Here is a 14,173-nt window from a genome sequence, read left to right on the forward strand (position 1 = left end):
GCGCGGCAGCCCGTACCCGCGTGTACCGGCCGTACGTACGAGAAAGTGAGCCTGATCCCGTGTCCGCAGTCTCCGACCGGCTTCCCGTCTTCCCCTGGGACAAGCTGGAGCCCTACAAGGCGACCGCCGCAGCTCACCCGGGCGGCATCGTCGACCTGTCCGTCGGCACCCCGGTCGACCCGGTGCCCGAGCTGATCCAGAAGGCTCTGGTCGCGGCCGCGGACTCGCCCGGCTATCCGACGGTGTGGGGCACGCCCGAGCTGCGGGACGCGCTCACGGGCTGGGTGGAGCGACGGCTCGGCGCGCGGGACGTCACCCACCGGCACGTCCTGCCGATCGTCGGCTCCAAGGAACTGGTCGCCTGGCTGCCGACCCAGCTCGGTCTCGGCCCCGGCGACAAGGTCGCGTACCCCCGCCTCGCGTACCCGACGTACGAGGTCGGCGCGCGGCTCGCGCGGGCGGAGCACGTGGTCTACGACGACCCGACGGAGCTGGACCCGGCGGGCCTGAGGCTGCTGTGGCTGAACTCCCCGTCGAACCCGACCGGCAAGGTCCTGTCCGCCGGTGACCTCACCCGGATCGTCGCCTGGGCCCGCGAGCACGGCGTCCTCGTCTTCTCCGACGAGTGCTACATCGAGCTGGGCTGGGAGGCCGACCCGGTCTCGGTCCTGCACCCCGAGGTGTGCGGCGGCTCCTACGAGGGGATCGTCTCGGTCCACTCGCTGTCCAAGCGCTCGAACCTGGCCGGTTACCGCGCCGCGTTCCTCGCGGGCGACCCCGCCGTGCTCGGCGAACTCCTCGCGATCCGCAAGCACGGCGGCATGATGACCTCCGCGCCGACCCAGGCCGCCGTGGTCGCCGCGCTCTCGGACGACACGCACGTCCACGAACAGCGCGAGCGCTACGCGGCCCGCCGCACCGCCCTGCGCGACGCCCTCCTGGACCACGGATTCCGCATCGAGCACAGCGAGGCGAGCCTCTACCTCTGGGCCACCCGGGACGAGTCCTGCTGGTCCACGGTGGCCCACCTGGCCGACCTGGGCATCCTGGTGGCCCCCGGCGACTTCTACGGCGAGGCGGGCGAGAAGTTCGTCCGCGTGGCCCTCACCGCCTCGGACGAGCGTGTGGCGGCCGCGGTGGAACGCCTGCGCCAGGGCCTGTCCGACAGGCCCTGGTAGGGCCGTACGGCTACGGCTACGGCGACGGGGGTCCGGGGAACTCGCTTCCCCGGACCCCCGTCGCCGTACGGAACGATCCCGACGCCAGGCCGTGGCCCGACGCCAGGCCCTGACCGACTCCAGGCCCTAGCCCACCGGCAGGCCCCTCACCGGAAGCTGTCCGGTCGGTACGCCGCCCGTGGTCACGGCGTTCGTCGGCAGGCCGCCGGAAGCCGTCTCCGCGGTGTCACCGACGAGGCCCCCGGCCTGGCCGGCCGCGCTCCCGGCCATCTTCTGCACGGCGGGCGCGGCCTTCTTGGCGGCCTTGGCGCCGGTCCTGGCCGCGGACGGCAGGGCCTTCTCGACCGCGGCGCCGCCGGACGTGCCGGCGATCGCGGGGACGTTCTGCGTCGCTCCGCCGAGCGTGTGGCCGACGTTCGCGCCGTCCAGGGCGGTCAGCCCGCCGAGGGCGGGTGCGGCCGGCAGGCCGGGCGCCGCGCAGGCGGAGCCGGCCGCGCCGACCACGGGCGCCGCTCCGGCCGCTACGAGCAGCACGACACGGGCGATCCGGCGGGTCAGGGGGAGGGACATGGTGCTCCTTAGACGGAAGAGAACGGGGAAGTGTCCTGTTCTGCCCGGCGGTCGGCCGGCCGGCTGCCGGCGGACCGCGTTCCCGGACGGCGATCGGCTGAGGTGATCGTTCCGGGCTCGGACGCAGTGACTACCGCTCGAAGTCCGCGAAGGTTGCGGTGGCCCGACGCAAAGAGTTGGCAATGCGTCGCATTATCGGTTGTGGATAAAAACGGGCAAACGATGCCCGGCCGCACCACCGCTGGAACCCCCAGGGCCCCTTGTTCCCAAGGGATTTCACCGACGGGGGGTGAGCGCCCGAAAGCACGCGCACATCACCGGCCCGCCGGGACAGGGTCCTCCCCAGGGGTGAGGTCCCGTACTACTGCCCGGTGACGATCCGGACCTCCTCCGAGGCCTCCCCCGGCCCCGGCCCGCTCTTGTCGTCGGCCGTGTGCCACGACCCCTCCGAGGTCCCCGCGGTCCATTCGCGCCCCGCGTACGACACCCGGTCGATGTGCAGGGCCGAGGAGTTGGCCACGGCCCAGTGCGCCAGCTCCCAGCCGCGGCGGACCGTCCCCGACCCGCTGTCGGACCCCTCGCGCACGGGGACGGTCACGGTCCGGCCGGTGACCCCCGTGGCGGCGGGGGAGGCCGTGGAGTCCGCGGCGCCCGGGGAAGCCGGGGAAGCCGGTGAAGCCGAGGAGGCCGGTGCCGACGAAGCGGAGGAACCCTCGGCGGCCACGGTGGCGCCGGCCTCCTGGAGCACATCGCGCCCGAAGTCCCGGGCGAGCGCGGTACGCACCGGCGCCGGGCCGCCCGCGGGGGTCGCGGCCGGGCGCCCCTGGCAGGTCAGCGTGGCCGCCGCGCGGCCGGTCAGGGCGGCGGCGAGCAGCGTGGCGTCCGGCTCGTGCTTCGCGTACGCCTGCGGGAAGCCGCTGTGCTGCACCCGCTGCGCGGCGACGGTGAGCGGCAGCCGCGAGTAGCCGGGCACCTTGGCCAGGTGCTCGTAGAAGATGCCCGCCGAGTACGTCGGGTCCATGATCTGTTTCGTCGTGCCCCAGCCCTGCGACGGGCGCTGCTGGAACAGACCGAGGGAGTCCCGGTCGCCGTGCCGGATGTTGCGCAGTCCCGATTCCTGGAGCGCCGTCGCGAGAGCGATGGCCACCGCCCGCTCGGGCATGCCGCGCGAGGTGCCGATCGCCGAGATCGTCGCCGCGTTCACCGCCTGTTCGGGCGTGAACTCGTACGACGCGCCGTCGCCGTTGCCGGAGACGACCTTGCACCGGGGCGCGCCCACGCCGCCCGTGAGGTACTGCACGCCGAGGTAACCCGCGACCGCGAGCAGGACCACGAGGGCCCCGCCGAAGCGCAGGAGGCGACCGCGGCGCCGGACAGGAGTGGGGGACGGCTCAGACACGCGTACAAGGTACTGGAGAGCGCCGCGGGCGAACCGTGGGGCTGTGGACAACGTGAGCGCGGGCGGGGGATACGACCGCATCCGGCTGCTTTCGGGACCTCCCGGAGGGGCGCGCTAGGGTCGAGGTCATGGCCGACACCCCGCTTGACCTCACCCTGGACGCTGCCGAGCTCACCGCGCGGCTGGTCGACTTCCGCTCGGAGAGCGGCGACGAGAAGCCGCTCGCGGACGCGGTCGAGACCGCCCTGCGGGCGCTGCCGCATCTCAGGGTCGACCGGTACGGCAACAACGTCGTGGCCCGTACCGAGCTGGGCCGGGCGGAGCGGGTGATCCTCGCCGGACACATCGACACCGTGCCGATCGCCGGCAACGTGCCCTCCCGGCTGGACGAGGACGGCGTGCTGTGGGGCTGCGGCACCTGTGACATGAAGTCGGGCGTCGCCGTCCAGCTCCGTATCGCGGCCACCGTCCCCGAGCCCAACCGTGACCTCACCTTCGTCTTCTACGACAACGAGGAGGTCGCGGCCGATCTGAACGGGCTGAAGCATGTGGCCGAGGCCCACCCCGAGTGGCTGCGGGGCGACTTCGCGGTCCTCCTGGAGCCCTCCGACGGACAGGTCGAGGGCGGCTGCCAGGGCACGCTGCGGGTCCTGCTGAGGACCAAGGGCGAACGGGCCCACTCGGCCCGGAGCTGGATGGGCTCGAACGCGATCCACGCGGCCGCCCCGATCCTGGCGGTCCTGGCCGCCTACGAGCCGCGCTACCCGGTGATCGACGGCCTGGAGTACCGCGAGGGCCTGAACGCGGTGAACATCTCCGGCGGGGTCGCCGGCAACGTCATCCCCGACGAGTGCGTCGTCACCGTCAACTTCCGCTACGCGCCCGACCGCACCGAGGAGGAGGCGATCGAGCACGTCCGCGAGGTCTTCGCCGACTGCGGTGTGGAGGAGTTCGTCGTCGACGACCACAGCGGTGCCGCCCTCCCCGGCCTCTCCCACCCGGCCGCAGCGGCCTTCATCGAGGCGGTGGGGGGCACCCCGCAGCCCAAGTACGGCTGGACGGACGTCTCCCGCTTCAGCGCGCTCGGCATCCCCGCGGTCAACTACGGCCCCGGCAATCCGCACCTGGCGCACAAGCGGGACGAGCGAGTGGAAACGGCCAAGATCCTCGCGGGTGAGGAGCGGCTGCGCGACTGGCTGACCGCCTGAGGCGCGGCCCGTACCCGGCGGCTGTTCACGGCGGACATTCCCACGTCCCCCCGCCGTAACCAGCGGAGATCTACCCTGGGGCGGAACGACCTTCCCCCGCACCGGTTTCGGCCGGGGCGGGGGAGATCCGTACGCGGAGGGAGTGGACATGGCTACTGGCAACCCGGAGGGCAAGAAGCGGCCACCGGACGAGCAGCGGCTGGGCCCGGTGCTGCGCAGGCGGACCCAGGTTCAGGCGAGCACCACGGACCAGCGGCTGCTGGACGCGGGCGGACCCTCGGACTGGGTGCACACCGACCCCTGGCGCGTTCTGCGCATCCAGTCGGAGTTCATCGAAGGCTTCGGCACGCTGGCCGAACTCCCGGCAGCGATCAGCGTGTTCGGCTCGGCGCGGACCCCGGTCGACTCGCCCGAGTACGACGCGGGCGTCGCCCTCGGCCGCGGCCTGGTCGACGCCGGGTTCGCGGTGATCACCGGTGGTGGACCGGGTGCCATGGAGGCGGCCAACAAGGGAGCCCTGGAGGCCAAGGGCATCTCCGTCGGTCTCGGCATCGAGCTTCCCTTCGAGCAGGGACTGAACCCGTACGTCGACATCGGCCTGAACTTCCGGTACTTCTTCGTCCGGAAGATGATGTTCGTCAAGTACGCCCAGGGGTTCGTGGTCCTGCCCGGCGGCCTCGGAACCCTCGACGAACTCTTCGAGGCGCTCACGCTGGTCCAGACCCAGAAGGTCACCCGCTTCCCCATCGTGCTGTTCGGCACGGAGTACTGGGGCGGTCTCGTGGACTGGCTCAGGAACACCCTCGTCGCCCAGGGCAAGGCGAACGAGAAGGACCTGATGCTGTTCCACGTGACCGACGACGTGGACGAAGCGGTGGCCCTGGTGTCGAAGGAGGCCGGCCGCTAGCAGACGGCGTACGGGGCGGGAGGGACCGATTTCACGGCTCTCCCGCCCCGTACCCGCTCTGTCCGCTAGGCCAGTCCGCGCCGGGCCACCGCCGGCGGCCGGTGCCCGGCGATCGACGCGACCATGTCCAGGACCTGACGGGTCTCCGCGACCTCGTGGACGCGGTACACCTGCGCCCCCAGCCACGCCGAGACCGCGGTCGTCGCCAGCGTCCCGAGGACCCGCTCCTTGACCGGCTTGTCGAGCGTCTCGCCCACGAAGTCCTTGTTGGAGAGGGAGACGAGAACCGGCCACCCGGTGGAGACCATCTCCCCGAGCCGCCGCGTCGCCTCCAGACTGTGCCGGGTGTTCTTCCCGAAGTCGTGTCCCGGATCGATGAGCACCGACTCGCGGGGCACCCCGAGAGCCACGGCACGCTCCGCGAGGCCCAGTGTGACCCGCAGGATGTCGGCCATCACGTCGTCGTAGGCGATCCGGTGCGGGCGCGTGCGCGGCTCCGACTCCCCGGCGTGCGTGCACACGAGCCCCACCCCGTACCGGGCGGCCACCTCGGCCAGGCGCGGGTCGACCCCGCCCCAGGCGTCGTTGAGCAGATCGGCGCCGGCCTCGCAGACCGCCTCGCCGACCTCGTGGCGCCAGGTGTCGACGCTGATGACCACGTCAGGAAAGCGGCGGCGCACCTCGGCGACGAAGCCGACCGTCCGCCGTGCCTCCTCCTCGGCGGTGACCTCCTCGCCCGGTCCGGCCTTGACCCCGCCGATGTCGATGATGGCGGCGCCCTCGGACACCGCCTGCTCCACGCGCGCGAGCGCGGGCTCGTCGCGGAAGGTGGCCCCCTGATCGTAGAAGGAGTCCGGGGTCCGGTTCACGATCGCCATGATCACCGGCTCGTGCGCGTCGAATTCGCGCCTGCCCAGCCTGAGCATCCCCTGTGACCTCTCCCAGTAAGTCGCACCGATAAGCCGCCTGCGACCTTAGCTGTCACACTCGCATGGCACGATCGGAGCCTGACACCTCGACCGTCAGACTGCCTTCGTCAGCACCAGTACTTTCGCGCCGACGCGACCCGCGCCGGCCCCGGAGCGTGGGGACCTCAGCGATGTTCATGTTCTTGTTCCTGGTCGTCGCCCTCGCCGTCGTGGTCGCCGCGGTGACCCTGTCCGTGGTGGGCGGCGGCGAGAGCGCGCCCCTTGCCGACGCCGAGCCCGAGCGGCTGCGCGATCCGCTGCCGTACGACCGTCCGGTGCACAAGGGCGACGTGGACGCCCTGCGTTTCGCCGTCACCGTGCGCGGTTACCGCATGGCGGACGTCGACGACGCGCTGGGCCGCCTCGGCGCCGAGATCGGCGAACGGGACGCCCGGATCGCCGACCTGGAGGCCGCGCTCGCCGGCGCCCGCGCGGCGAGCGGCACCACCTCGCTGCGCAAGCACCCCGAGGACGAGCGGTGAGCGGGGCGCTGGCCGGACCCGACGGCGCGCTGCGCTGTCCCTGGGCGCTGTCCACCGAGGACTACGTGGCCTATCACGACGAGGAGTGGGGCCGGCCCGTCCGCGGCGACGACGCCCTCTACGAGCGGCTGTGCCTGGAGGCGTTCCAGTCGGGGCTGTCCTGGATCACGATCCTGCGCCGCCGCCCCGGCTTCCGCACGGCCTTCGCGGACTTCGAGATCGCCAAGGTCGCCCTGTTCACGGAGGCCGACGAGGAGCGCCTGCTCGCCGACCCGGGAATCATCCGCAACGGCGCCAAGATCCGGGCGACCGTCGCCAACGCGCGCGTGCTGGCCGAATGGGCCCCGGGCGAGCTGGACGAGCTCGTCTGGTCCTTCGCCCCCGACCACGCCTCGCGGCCGGCCCCCGAGAAACTCTCCGACGTACCGGCCGTCACCGACGAGTCGACGGCTCTGTCCAAGGCGCTCAAGAAGCGCGGCATCCGCTTCGTGGGCCCGACGACGGCGTACGCCCTGATGCAGGCGTGCGGCCTGGTGAACGACCACCTGGCGGACTGCGTGGCGCGCGACGCCGGCTGACCGGGCCGCCCCTCCCGGGGTGCGCAGGTGTCCGCCGCGGACCACGCGCGGCCCGCGGCGAACGCCTCCGGACGGTCAGCGCCCCAGGTACTTGGGCTTCTCCTTGTTCACGAACGCCTGGACCGCGATGGCGTGGTCCTCGGAGGCACCGGCGCGCCCCTGGAGCTCGTCCTCCTTCTCCAGGGTCTCCTCCAGCGAGTGGGTGAGCCCGAAGGCGACGGACTCCTTCAGCGCGGCGTACGCCAGCGTCGGCCCGGCGGCCAGCGCCCGCGCCACCTTCTCCGCCTCGGCGCGCACCTCGCCGGCCGGAACCAGCCGGTTCGCGATGCCCAGCTCGTACGCCTCCTGGGCGCTGATGCTGCGCGGGAAGAGCAGCAGATCGGCGGCACGGCTCGGGCCGATCACCCGGGGCAGCGTCCAGGAGATCCCCGAGTCGGCGGTCAGCGCGACTCCGGCGAAGGACGTGTTGAAGGCGGCCGTGTCGGCGACGACGCGGTAGTCGGCGGCGAGCGCGAAACCGAACCCGGCCCCGGCCGCGACACCGTTGACCCCGGCCACCACGGGCTTCGCGGCGCCGGTCAGCGCCCGCACGATGGGGTTGTAGTGCTCGCGCACGGTGCTCATCGTCCCGCCCGACCCCGACTCCCGGTCGGCGGCCAGCAGCCCGATGTGCTCCTTGAGGTCCTGGCCGACGCAGAACGCCCGGTCACCGGCCGCGGTCAGCAGGATGGCGCGTACGGCGTCGTCCGCGGCGGCGGCCCGGGCCGCGTCCCGGAAGGCGACCTTGGTCTCGACGTTCATCGCGTTCATCGCCTCGGGGCGGTTCAGCGTGATGGTCGCGAGTCCGTCGCTCACCTCGTAGAGCACGGTGTCGGCCATGGTGGGTCCCTTCCGGGGTCGCGGCTCGTCGTACCGGCCGGTACGACCTGTCTCCGATGACAGCATGGCGGAGATCACTCGCGGTGGCGCGGGGCCTCCATGTGACCTGCGTCAAAGAATTCTGGGCCGCGGACGTCGTTGCGGCGGCGCAGTATCGCAGCCACATCGCCGAATTGGGTGGTTTTGCTCAAGCGCGTTGCGCAAGCGATGCCGACTGATGTTGGTCATCGGGTCCTGAGATGCGAGATAATGGCCTGGAAGCAATGTGTTCGATGCCGGTGACGTGTGTCCTATGAGGGGACGTGCGTGCCCTCCGAGGGGGCCGTCGGCGACGATGAGCTGGTTTCAGGAAGGGGAACGAGCATGGCGGCCATGAAGCCGCGGACGGGCGATGGCCCGCTCGAGGTGACCAAGGAGGGGCGGGGCATCGTCATGCGCGTTCCGCTCGAAGGCGGCGGTCGGCTTGTCGTCGAGCTGACCCCTGACGAGGCTGACGCGCTCGGCGACGCCCTCAAGAAGGTCGTCGGCTGACGCGGAACGCGACCCATACCCCTTTCGGCTTCCCCGGCACCGCACATGGTGCCGGGGACGCTGTTTTTCCGGGCCTGCGGGACCGCCGCGCCGCTCGGCCGGCAGGGGTCGGGCAAGGTGGAAGGCCAGGTCGGAGGCACTCTGCGGGCAGTGGACCGGGTCACGGACCGGCCGGCGGGCCGGACGGCGGAATCAGCGCTTGACCGCGCACAGCAGGCCGTCGCCCACCGGCAGCAGCGACGGCACCAGCTCCTGGCTCTCGCGCACCGCGCGCAGCAGCTCGCGCAGCCGGCTCACCTCGACCGGCTGCGGTCCCGAGTCCACGGTGCGGCCGTCCGCGAAGACGCCCTCGAAGGCGACGAGCCCGCCCGGACGCAACAGGCGCAACGATTCAGCGAGGTAATCGAGGCTCTCCAGCCGGTCACCGTCGCAGAACACGAGGTCGTATCCGGCGTCCGCGAGACGGGGCAGGACATCCAGCGCCCGGCCCGGGATGAAGCGCGCCCGGTTGCTGGCGAACCCGGCGGCACGGAAGGCCTGGCGGGCGAACTGCTGGCGCTCCGGCTCCGGATCGACGGTGGTCAGTACCCCGTCCGGCCGCATGCCGTGCAGAAGATGAATTCCGGAGACGCCGGTCCCGGTACCTATCTCGGCGACCGCCTTCGCGTCCACGGTGGCGGCGAGCAGGCGCAGCGCGGCGCCCGTGCCGGGCGTCACCGAGCGCAGGCCCGCCTCGTGGGCCCGGTCCCGCGCCCATCGCAGCGCCTCGTCCTCGGCGACAAAGGCGTCGGCGAACGCCGCCCAGCTCGTCTGCCGGTTGCCGGTAATGACCCTCTCCTGTCCCCGTGGTTGCCTGGGCGTGACTGTATCCGTTGGTGCCGGGAACCTGCGGATGGGACCGGGCGTTTAGAGGGGTGGGAGAACCGAGCGGGGGGAAGTCGATGAGTCGGTACACGGAGCGGGGCCGCGGGCGGACGCCGGCGAGCCCATATGAGCCCGTATCAAATTCCCGTAAAACCGCTTATCCGGAGCTAACGGGCGAGGTGGCTATGGTAGGGGCTCCACTGGACACCACCAGAGCCGACAGGGGAGGTGCGGCTGCGCCTGTGGATCGGGGAGGAGTGCTGCGGCGCCTGCTCAGATCGACGGGTGAGCCGAAATCCGTGACCGACAAAGCTGACCAGCTCCCCGTTGCTGCCCCGGCGCAGACCGCGACGTTCACCACCGACGCGGAGCCGCAGGCATGGACTCCGCCCACCTGGGAGGAGATCGTCAGCACGCACAGCGGTCGCGTCTACCGTCTCGCCTATCGCCTCACGGGCAACCAGCACGACGCCGAGGACCTCACCCAGGAAGTCTTCGTCCGCGTCTTCCGCTCGCTGTCGACCTACACGCCCGGCACCTTCGAGGGCTGGCTCCACCGCATCACCACGAACCTCTTCCTCGACATGGTGCGACGCAAGCAGCGCATCCGCTTCGACGCCCTCGGCGACGACGCGGCCGAGCGGCTGCCCAGCCGCGAGCCCTCCCCGCAGCAGGTCTTCAACGACGCGCACTTCGACGCCGACGTCCAGCAGGCGCTGGACACCCTCGCGCCCGAGTTCCGCGCCGCCGTCGTCCTCTGCGACATCGAGGGACTGTCCTACGAGGAGATCGCCGCGACCCTGGGCGTCAAGCTCGGCACGGTCCGCTCCCGGATCCACCGCGGCCGCTCCCAGCTGCGCAAGGCCCTGGCACACCGGTCTCCCGAGGCCCGCGCCGAGCGTCGCTCGTTCGCGGCCCGTGTGCCCGTGCTGGGGGGAGGAGGCGCGACCGCGTGAGTGGAACCCGTCCCACCCCTGCAGAGCAGCACCTCGGGGACCGACTTTCCGCCCTGGTGGACGGCGAGCTCGGTCATGAGTCGCGCGACCGCGTCCTGGCCCACCTCGCCACCTGCGCGAAGTGCAAGGCCGAGGCCGACGCCCAGCGCCGACTGAAGAACGTCTTCGCGGAAATGGCCCCGCCGCCGCCCTCCGAAAGCTTCCTCGCCCGCCTCCAGGGACTCCCCGGGGGAAGCGACTCCGACAGCCCGCGGCTGAACGGAGGCGGCTTCGGCGGCGGACTGCCCGGCGGCCCCACGGGGCACGGACTGCCCGGGGTCTTCGGCATGCGGGGCGAACCCTTCGGGTACGTCCCGGCCGGACCGCACGCCGATGTGCTGCCCCCCGCTCCGGGGCGCGGCTTCCGTATCCATGACGTCAGCCGCCACGAGGCCGAGCGGTCCTCCTCGCGCGGGCTGCGGTTCGCCTTCGTCGCCGCGGGCGCGGTGTCGCTCGCGGCCGTCGCGCTCGGCGGGGTGACCACCGGTCTGCCCGGGGACACGGACGCGCGCGGAGGAGCCGGCGCCGGGAGCAACGTGACGCCGTCCCGGTCCCAGGGCACGGGAGCGACCTCGGCTTCCGAGTCGCAGCGCCGCCGGTCCGCCGCTCCGCCGCTCACCCAGGGCGAGCGGTCGCTCGGCAACGGTCCGGTGGCACCGACCGGGGTGTCCGCCCCGCTGCTGCCCGGAGTTCCGGCTCCGGACGGCCGCGGCCAGGACGCCGTGCACACGCTGACGACACCGGTGGTCGCCGGTGCCGCCGCGATGTCCCCGCTGATACGTCCGCTCACCGAGGTCCAGCCGCCCGCGGCGACCCCGGCTCCGGGTCTGCTCGCCGCCCCCGCCGTGACACCGTCCCCCACCTCGTCCCCGTCCCCCACCCCTCATCAGGCTCACTGACACCGCTCTCTGCGCGTCGGCCCGGGAACCTGGTTGAATCCGGGGAGGTCCGCGTCCGCGGGAGGGATCACGGACGCGGAGTCGACCAGTCTGTGGTGGCCGTCGGCGCGCTGTGCCGCGGGCCAGGTGTGGGGAGAGCATGAACGAGGGCAGGCCCACGAAAGCGAACCGGTGGAGTCGACCCCGGCCCGAGGACGCCGGCGCGGACACCGCGCCGGCCGGCCTCACGGAACCGGATTCCCCCCACCCCGCCGCCTCCCGGAACACCGCGAGCGACGCCGGGCCGGGCGCGCCCGAGGAGCGGACACGGGCCGTCCCGGCCGTCACCCGCGCCGAGGCGGCCGCCCCGGCCGACGGGACGGCCCCCGCGGGCGCCGTCCCGGCCCAGGGCGGCGCGCCCGACGACGCCGTGCCCCTGCCCCACGTACCGGAACCGGAACCGGAAGCCTCAGGGCCCGTGGACCCGGTGTCCCCCGTGCCCCAGCCTCCCGCCGGCCCCGCCACCGCCCCCGTCGGGTCCGACGGTCCCGTCGAGTACGACACGCCCGATCCCTGGCGGAACTACGACCCCTGGGCCGCGCCCGGATCCCCGGGGCACCACGGCCACCTCTCCCGGAGCGGCCCCGGCGGACCCTTCCAGCAGAACGGCGTCGCCGTGCCCACCGTGGCGGAGCGGCGCCGAAGGGCGAGGAAGGCCCTGGCGCTCGCCGCCGTCGCGCTCGCGCTGGCGTCCGGGGGCGTGGGCGGCTTCGTGGGGGCCTATCTGGAGCGGAACGGGGGACTGACGGACATCGAGCTGCCGCAGGCCGCCAAGGAGGCCCCGGGGCGCGCCCCGGACAGCGTCGCCGGGATCGCGGCGCACGCGCTGCCCAGCGTCGTCACCCTGCATGTGCACGGGAGCGAGGAGGACGGCACCGGCACCGGGTTCGTGCTCGACGGCGAGGGACACATCCTCACCAACAACCACGTGATCGAACCCGCCGGCGGCAGCGGCACGATAACCGTGACGTTCAGCGGCGGCCAGACCGCGAAGGCCCGGGTCGTCGGACGCGACAGCGGCTACGACCTCGCCGTGGTCAAGGTCTCCGGGGTCCGCGGGCTCGCGCCCATGCCGCTGGGCAACTCGGACAGCGTCCAGGTCGGCGACCCCGTCGTCGCCATCGGCGCGCCCTTCGACCTCGCCAACACGGTCACCTCCGGGATCATCAGCGCCAAGGACCGGCCCATCACGGCGGGCGGCGAGAAGGGCGACGGCACCGACGTCTCGTACGTGGACGCCCTCCAGACCGACGCGCCGATCAACCCCGGCAACTCGGGCGGGCCGCTGCTCGACTCCCGGGCCCGTGTCATCGGCATCAACAGCGCCATCCGTTCCGCCGACAGCGGCTCCGACCTGGGGACCGGTCAGGCCGGATCCATCGGGCTGGGCTTCGCGATCCCCGTCAATCAGGCCAAGCGCGTCGCCGAAGAGCTCATCAACACCGGCAGGGCCACCCACCCCGTGATCGGTGTCACGCTCGACATGAACTACTCGGGTGACGGAGCACGGGTGGGCATGAAGGCCGCCGGGGGCGGTGCGCCCGTCACGCCCGGCGGTCCCGGAGCCGAGGCGGGCATCAGGGCCGGCGACGTCATCACCGAGATCGACGGCACGCGGGTCCACTCCGGTGAGGAACTCATCGTGAAGACCCGCGCCCACCGGCCCGGCGACCGCCTCCGGCTGACCGTCAGGCGGGGCGGCGCGAACCGGACGATCACCCTGGTCCTCGGTTCGGCGAACGGCGGCTGAGCGCCGCGGCCCCGGGGGCCGCGAGTGACACGAACCTCACAGCCGGGAACGATGTCGCGGCTCGGGACGGCAAACATCGTGGAAAACCCGCGCCGTACCCGGTGCCGGGAGCCCCGGGACAGTTCCGGACGGACGGTGGCGCCGGGTACCGTGGGACGCGGCCCGGACCGCGGAAGACCCCCGAGGGCCGTGGACCGAGGGCATCGCGAGGAGCTATCAGGTGTTCAACGACGTAGGACCGCTTGAGCTGGTGACGCTGATCGTCCTGGCCGTGCTCGTCTTCGGTCCCGAGAAGCTCCCGAAGATGATTCAGGACGTCACGCGCACGATCCGCAAGATCCGTGACTTCTCGGAGAGCGCCAAGGCGGACATCCGCGACGAACTCGGCCCGGAATTCAAGGACTTCGAGTTCGAGGACCTCAACCCCAAGACGTTCATACGCAAGCAGCTGGACAATGACGAGCTGGGGCTCAAGGAGATCCGCAACGGCTTCGACCTGAAGAAGGAGATGGCCGAGGTCACGGACGCGGTGCACAGCCGTGAGTCCGACTCCTCCGCGGCGGGCGGGTCCGCCGGCGGCACGACCGGCGGCTCCGTCGACATGACGAAGAAGCGCGAGAAGCTCGACGCCGACGAGCACCCGCCCTACGACGCCGACGCCACCTGATCCGTACGGCGTCACCCGATCCGTACGGCGCCGCCCGATCCCTGCGGCGCCGTCCGACCGGTGTACGGCGGTCATGACCCTCACGGGTCGGTGAGCCTGCCCCCGACGGGTGGATCCGGCGCGAGAACGGGTGCCTCCGCGGGCTGTGGACGGACCTCGCGCGGTCCGAATACTCCGTTCGCACGGCTTACGCGCCGGGCGGTTTCGCCGTTGCCCGGAGCGGGGTGGCTATGCTGCCCAGTTGTTGTGCGGACCGACA

At 72.5% G+C, this 14,173-nt stretch carries 15 protein-coding genes; 10 read left to right on the forward strand and 5 right to left on the reverse strand.

All coding sequences use genetic code 11. The features are described from left to right. Positions 1–59: 59 nt before the first annotated feature. The gene (locus ACFYW9_RS00810) at positions 60–1,178 is read left to right on the forward strand and encodes a bifunctional succinyldiaminopimelate transaminase/glutamate-prephenate aminotransferase (protein WP_389142913.1); all 1,119 of its coding nucleotides are present in this window, start codon (positions 60–62) and stop codon (positions 1,176–1,178) included. A gap of 126 nt (positions 1,179–1,304) precedes the next feature. Here ACFYW9_RS00810 and ACFYW9_RS00815 read toward each other — a convergent pair whose 3' ends face one another. Beyond that, entirely contained in the window at positions 1,305–1,748 is a 444-nt protein-coding gene (locus tag ACFYW9_RS00815) for an ATP-binding protein (protein ID WP_389142916.1), read from the reverse strand. A 361-nt stretch (positions 1,749–2,109) separates the two neighbouring features. Then, positions 2,110–3,147, reverse strand: a complete 1,038-nt coding sequence (locus ACFYW9_RS00820; protein WP_389142919.1) for a heavy metal transporter — start codon at positions 3,145–3,147, stop codon at positions 2,110–2,112. Positions 3,148–3,275: 128 nt separating this feature from the next. Here ACFYW9_RS00820 and dapE point away from each other — a divergent pair, with 128 nt between their 5' ends. Next, complete coding sequence (dapE, locus tag ACFYW9_RS00825; RefSeq protein WP_351859078.1) at positions 3,276–4,355, forward strand: succinyl-diaminopimelate desuccinylase; 1,080 nt, start codon at positions 3,276–3,278, stop codon at positions 4,353–4,355. Positions 4,356–4,503: 148 nt separating this feature from the next. Beyond that, positions 4,504–5,262: a TIGR00730 family Rossman fold protein gene (locus ACFYW9_RS00830; RefSeq protein WP_389142923.1), complete on the forward strand. Its 759-nt coding sequence runs from the start codon at positions 4,504–4,506 to the stop codon at positions 5,260–5,262. 65 nt (positions 5,263–5,327) lie between these two features. Here the strand turns inward: ACFYW9_RS00830 and folP are convergent, their stop codons facing one another. Beyond that, positions 5,328–6,188, reverse strand: a complete 861-nt coding sequence (gene folP / locus ACFYW9_RS00835) for a dihydropteroate synthase (protein WP_326785681.1) — start codon at positions 6,186–6,188, stop codon at positions 5,328–5,330. A 173-nt stretch (positions 6,189–6,361) separates the two neighbouring features. Here folP and ACFYW9_RS00840 point away from each other — a divergent pair, with 173 nt between their 5' ends. Further along, positions 6,362–6,712, forward strand: coding sequence for a DivIVA domain-containing protein (locus tag ACFYW9_RS00840; protein ID WP_326785680.1), 351 nt, complete (start codon positions 6,362–6,364; stop codon positions 6,710–6,712). Next, a complete protein-coding gene (locus ACFYW9_RS00845; RefSeq protein ID WP_389142928.1) occupies positions 6,709–7,290 on the forward strand; it encodes a DNA-3-methyladenine glycosylase I in 582 nt (193 codons plus the stop codon). Before ACFYW9_RS00840 ends, ACFYW9_RS00845 begins: the two co-directional genes overlap by 4 nt. A 75-nt stretch (positions 7,291–7,365) precedes the next feature. Here ACFYW9_RS00845 and ACFYW9_RS00850 read toward each other — a convergent pair whose 3' ends face one another. Next, positions 7,366–8,169: an enoyl-CoA hydratase-related protein gene (locus tag ACFYW9_RS00850; RefSeq protein WP_351859086.1), complete on the reverse strand. Its 804-nt coding sequence runs from the start codon at positions 8,167–8,169 to the stop codon at positions 7,366–7,368. A gap of 363 nt (positions 8,170–8,532) precedes the next feature. On the opposite strand from ACFYW9_RS00850, the gene ACFYW9_RS00855 reads away from it, so the two are divergent. Beyond that, positions 8,533–8,700, forward strand: coding sequence for a DUF3117 domain-containing protein (locus ACFYW9_RS00855; protein WP_003966491.1), 168 nt, complete (start codon positions 8,533–8,535; stop codon positions 8,698–8,700). Between the two features lie 192 nt (positions 8,701–8,892). Here ACFYW9_RS00855 and ACFYW9_RS00860 read toward each other — a convergent pair whose 3' ends face one another. Next, a complete protein-coding gene (locus ACFYW9_RS00860; protein ID WP_328458144.1) occupies positions 8,893–9,594 on the reverse strand; it encodes an O-methyltransferase in 702 nt (233 codons plus the stop codon). 227 nt (positions 9,595–9,821) lie between these two features. Here ACFYW9_RS00860 and sigE point away from each other — a divergent pair, with 227 nt between their 5' ends. The 4 genes from sigE to ACFYW9_RS00880 all read left to right on the forward strand — a co-directional run bounded on the left by sigE (position 9,822) and on the right by ACFYW9_RS00880 (position 13,914). Next, entirely contained in the window at positions 9,822–10,520 is a 699-nt protein-coding gene (sigE, locus tag ACFYW9_RS00865; RefSeq protein WP_351859615.1) for an RNA polymerase sigma factor SigE, read from the forward strand. Then, on the forward strand, positions 10,517–11,458 hold the full coding sequence (locus ACFYW9_RS00870; protein WP_389142932.1) for an anti-sigma factor family protein: 942 nt from the start codon (positions 10,517–10,519) through the stop codon (positions 11,456–11,458). Before sigE ends, ACFYW9_RS00870 begins: the two co-directional genes overlap by 4 nt. Positions 11,459–11,597: 139 nt before the next feature. Then, positions 11,598–13,247 carry a trypsin-like peptidase domain-containing protein gene (locus tag ACFYW9_RS00875; protein WP_389142935.1) on the forward strand — a complete coding sequence of 550 codons (1,650 nt, stop codon included), beginning with the start codon at positions 11,598–11,600 and terminating at the stop codon, positions 13,245–13,247. Between the two features lie 220 nt (positions 13,248–13,467). After that, on the forward strand, positions 13,468–13,914 hold the full coding sequence (locus ACFYW9_RS00880; RefSeq protein WP_351859091.1) for a sec-independent translocase: 447 nt from the start codon (positions 13,468–13,470) through the stop codon (positions 13,912–13,914). Positions 13,915–14,173: the final 259 nt, after the last annotated feature.

It is taken from the genome of Streptomyces sp. NPDC002698 (genome assembly GCF_042888945.1).
GTDB lineage: Bacteria > Actinomycetota > Actinomycetes > Streptomycetales > Streptomycetaceae > Streptomyces.

What these genes read in the sequence shown, in the direction of transcription:
- folP (WP_326785681.1), bottom strand. Translation starts at nt 6,188, where the DNA reads ATGCTCAGGCTGGGCAGGCGCGAATTCGACGCGCACGAGCCGGTGATC.
- ACFYW9_RS00855 (WP_003966491.1), top strand. Translation starts at nt 8,533, where the DNA reads ATGGCGGCCATGAAGCCGCGGACGGGCGATGGCCCGCTCGAGGTGACC.
- dapE (WP_351859078.1), top strand. Translation starts at nt 3,276, where the DNA reads ATGGCCGACACCCCGCTTGACCTCACCCTGGACGCTGCCGAGCTCACC.
- ACFYW9_RS00830 (WP_389142923.1), top strand. Translation starts at nt 4,504, where the DNA reads ATGGCTACTGGCAACCCGGAGGGCAAGAAGCGGCCACCGGACGAGCAG.
- ACFYW9_RS00850 (WP_351859086.1), bottom strand. Translation starts at nt 8,169, where the DNA reads ATGGCCGACACCGTGCTCTACGAGGTGAGCGACGGACTCGCGACCATC.
- ACFYW9_RS00875 (WP_389142935.1), top strand. Translation starts at nt 11,598, where the DNA reads ATGAACGAGGGCAGGCCCACGAAAGCGAACCGGTGGAGTCGACCCCGG.
- ACFYW9_RS00840 (WP_326785680.1), top strand. Translation starts at nt 6,362, where the DNA reads ATGTTCATGTTCTTGTTCCTGGTCGTCGCCCTCGCCGTCGTGGTCGCC.
- ACFYW9_RS00815 (WP_389142916.1), bottom strand. Translation starts at nt 1,748, where the DNA reads ATGTCCCTCCCCCTGACCCGCCGGATCGCCCGTGTCGTGCTGCTCGTA.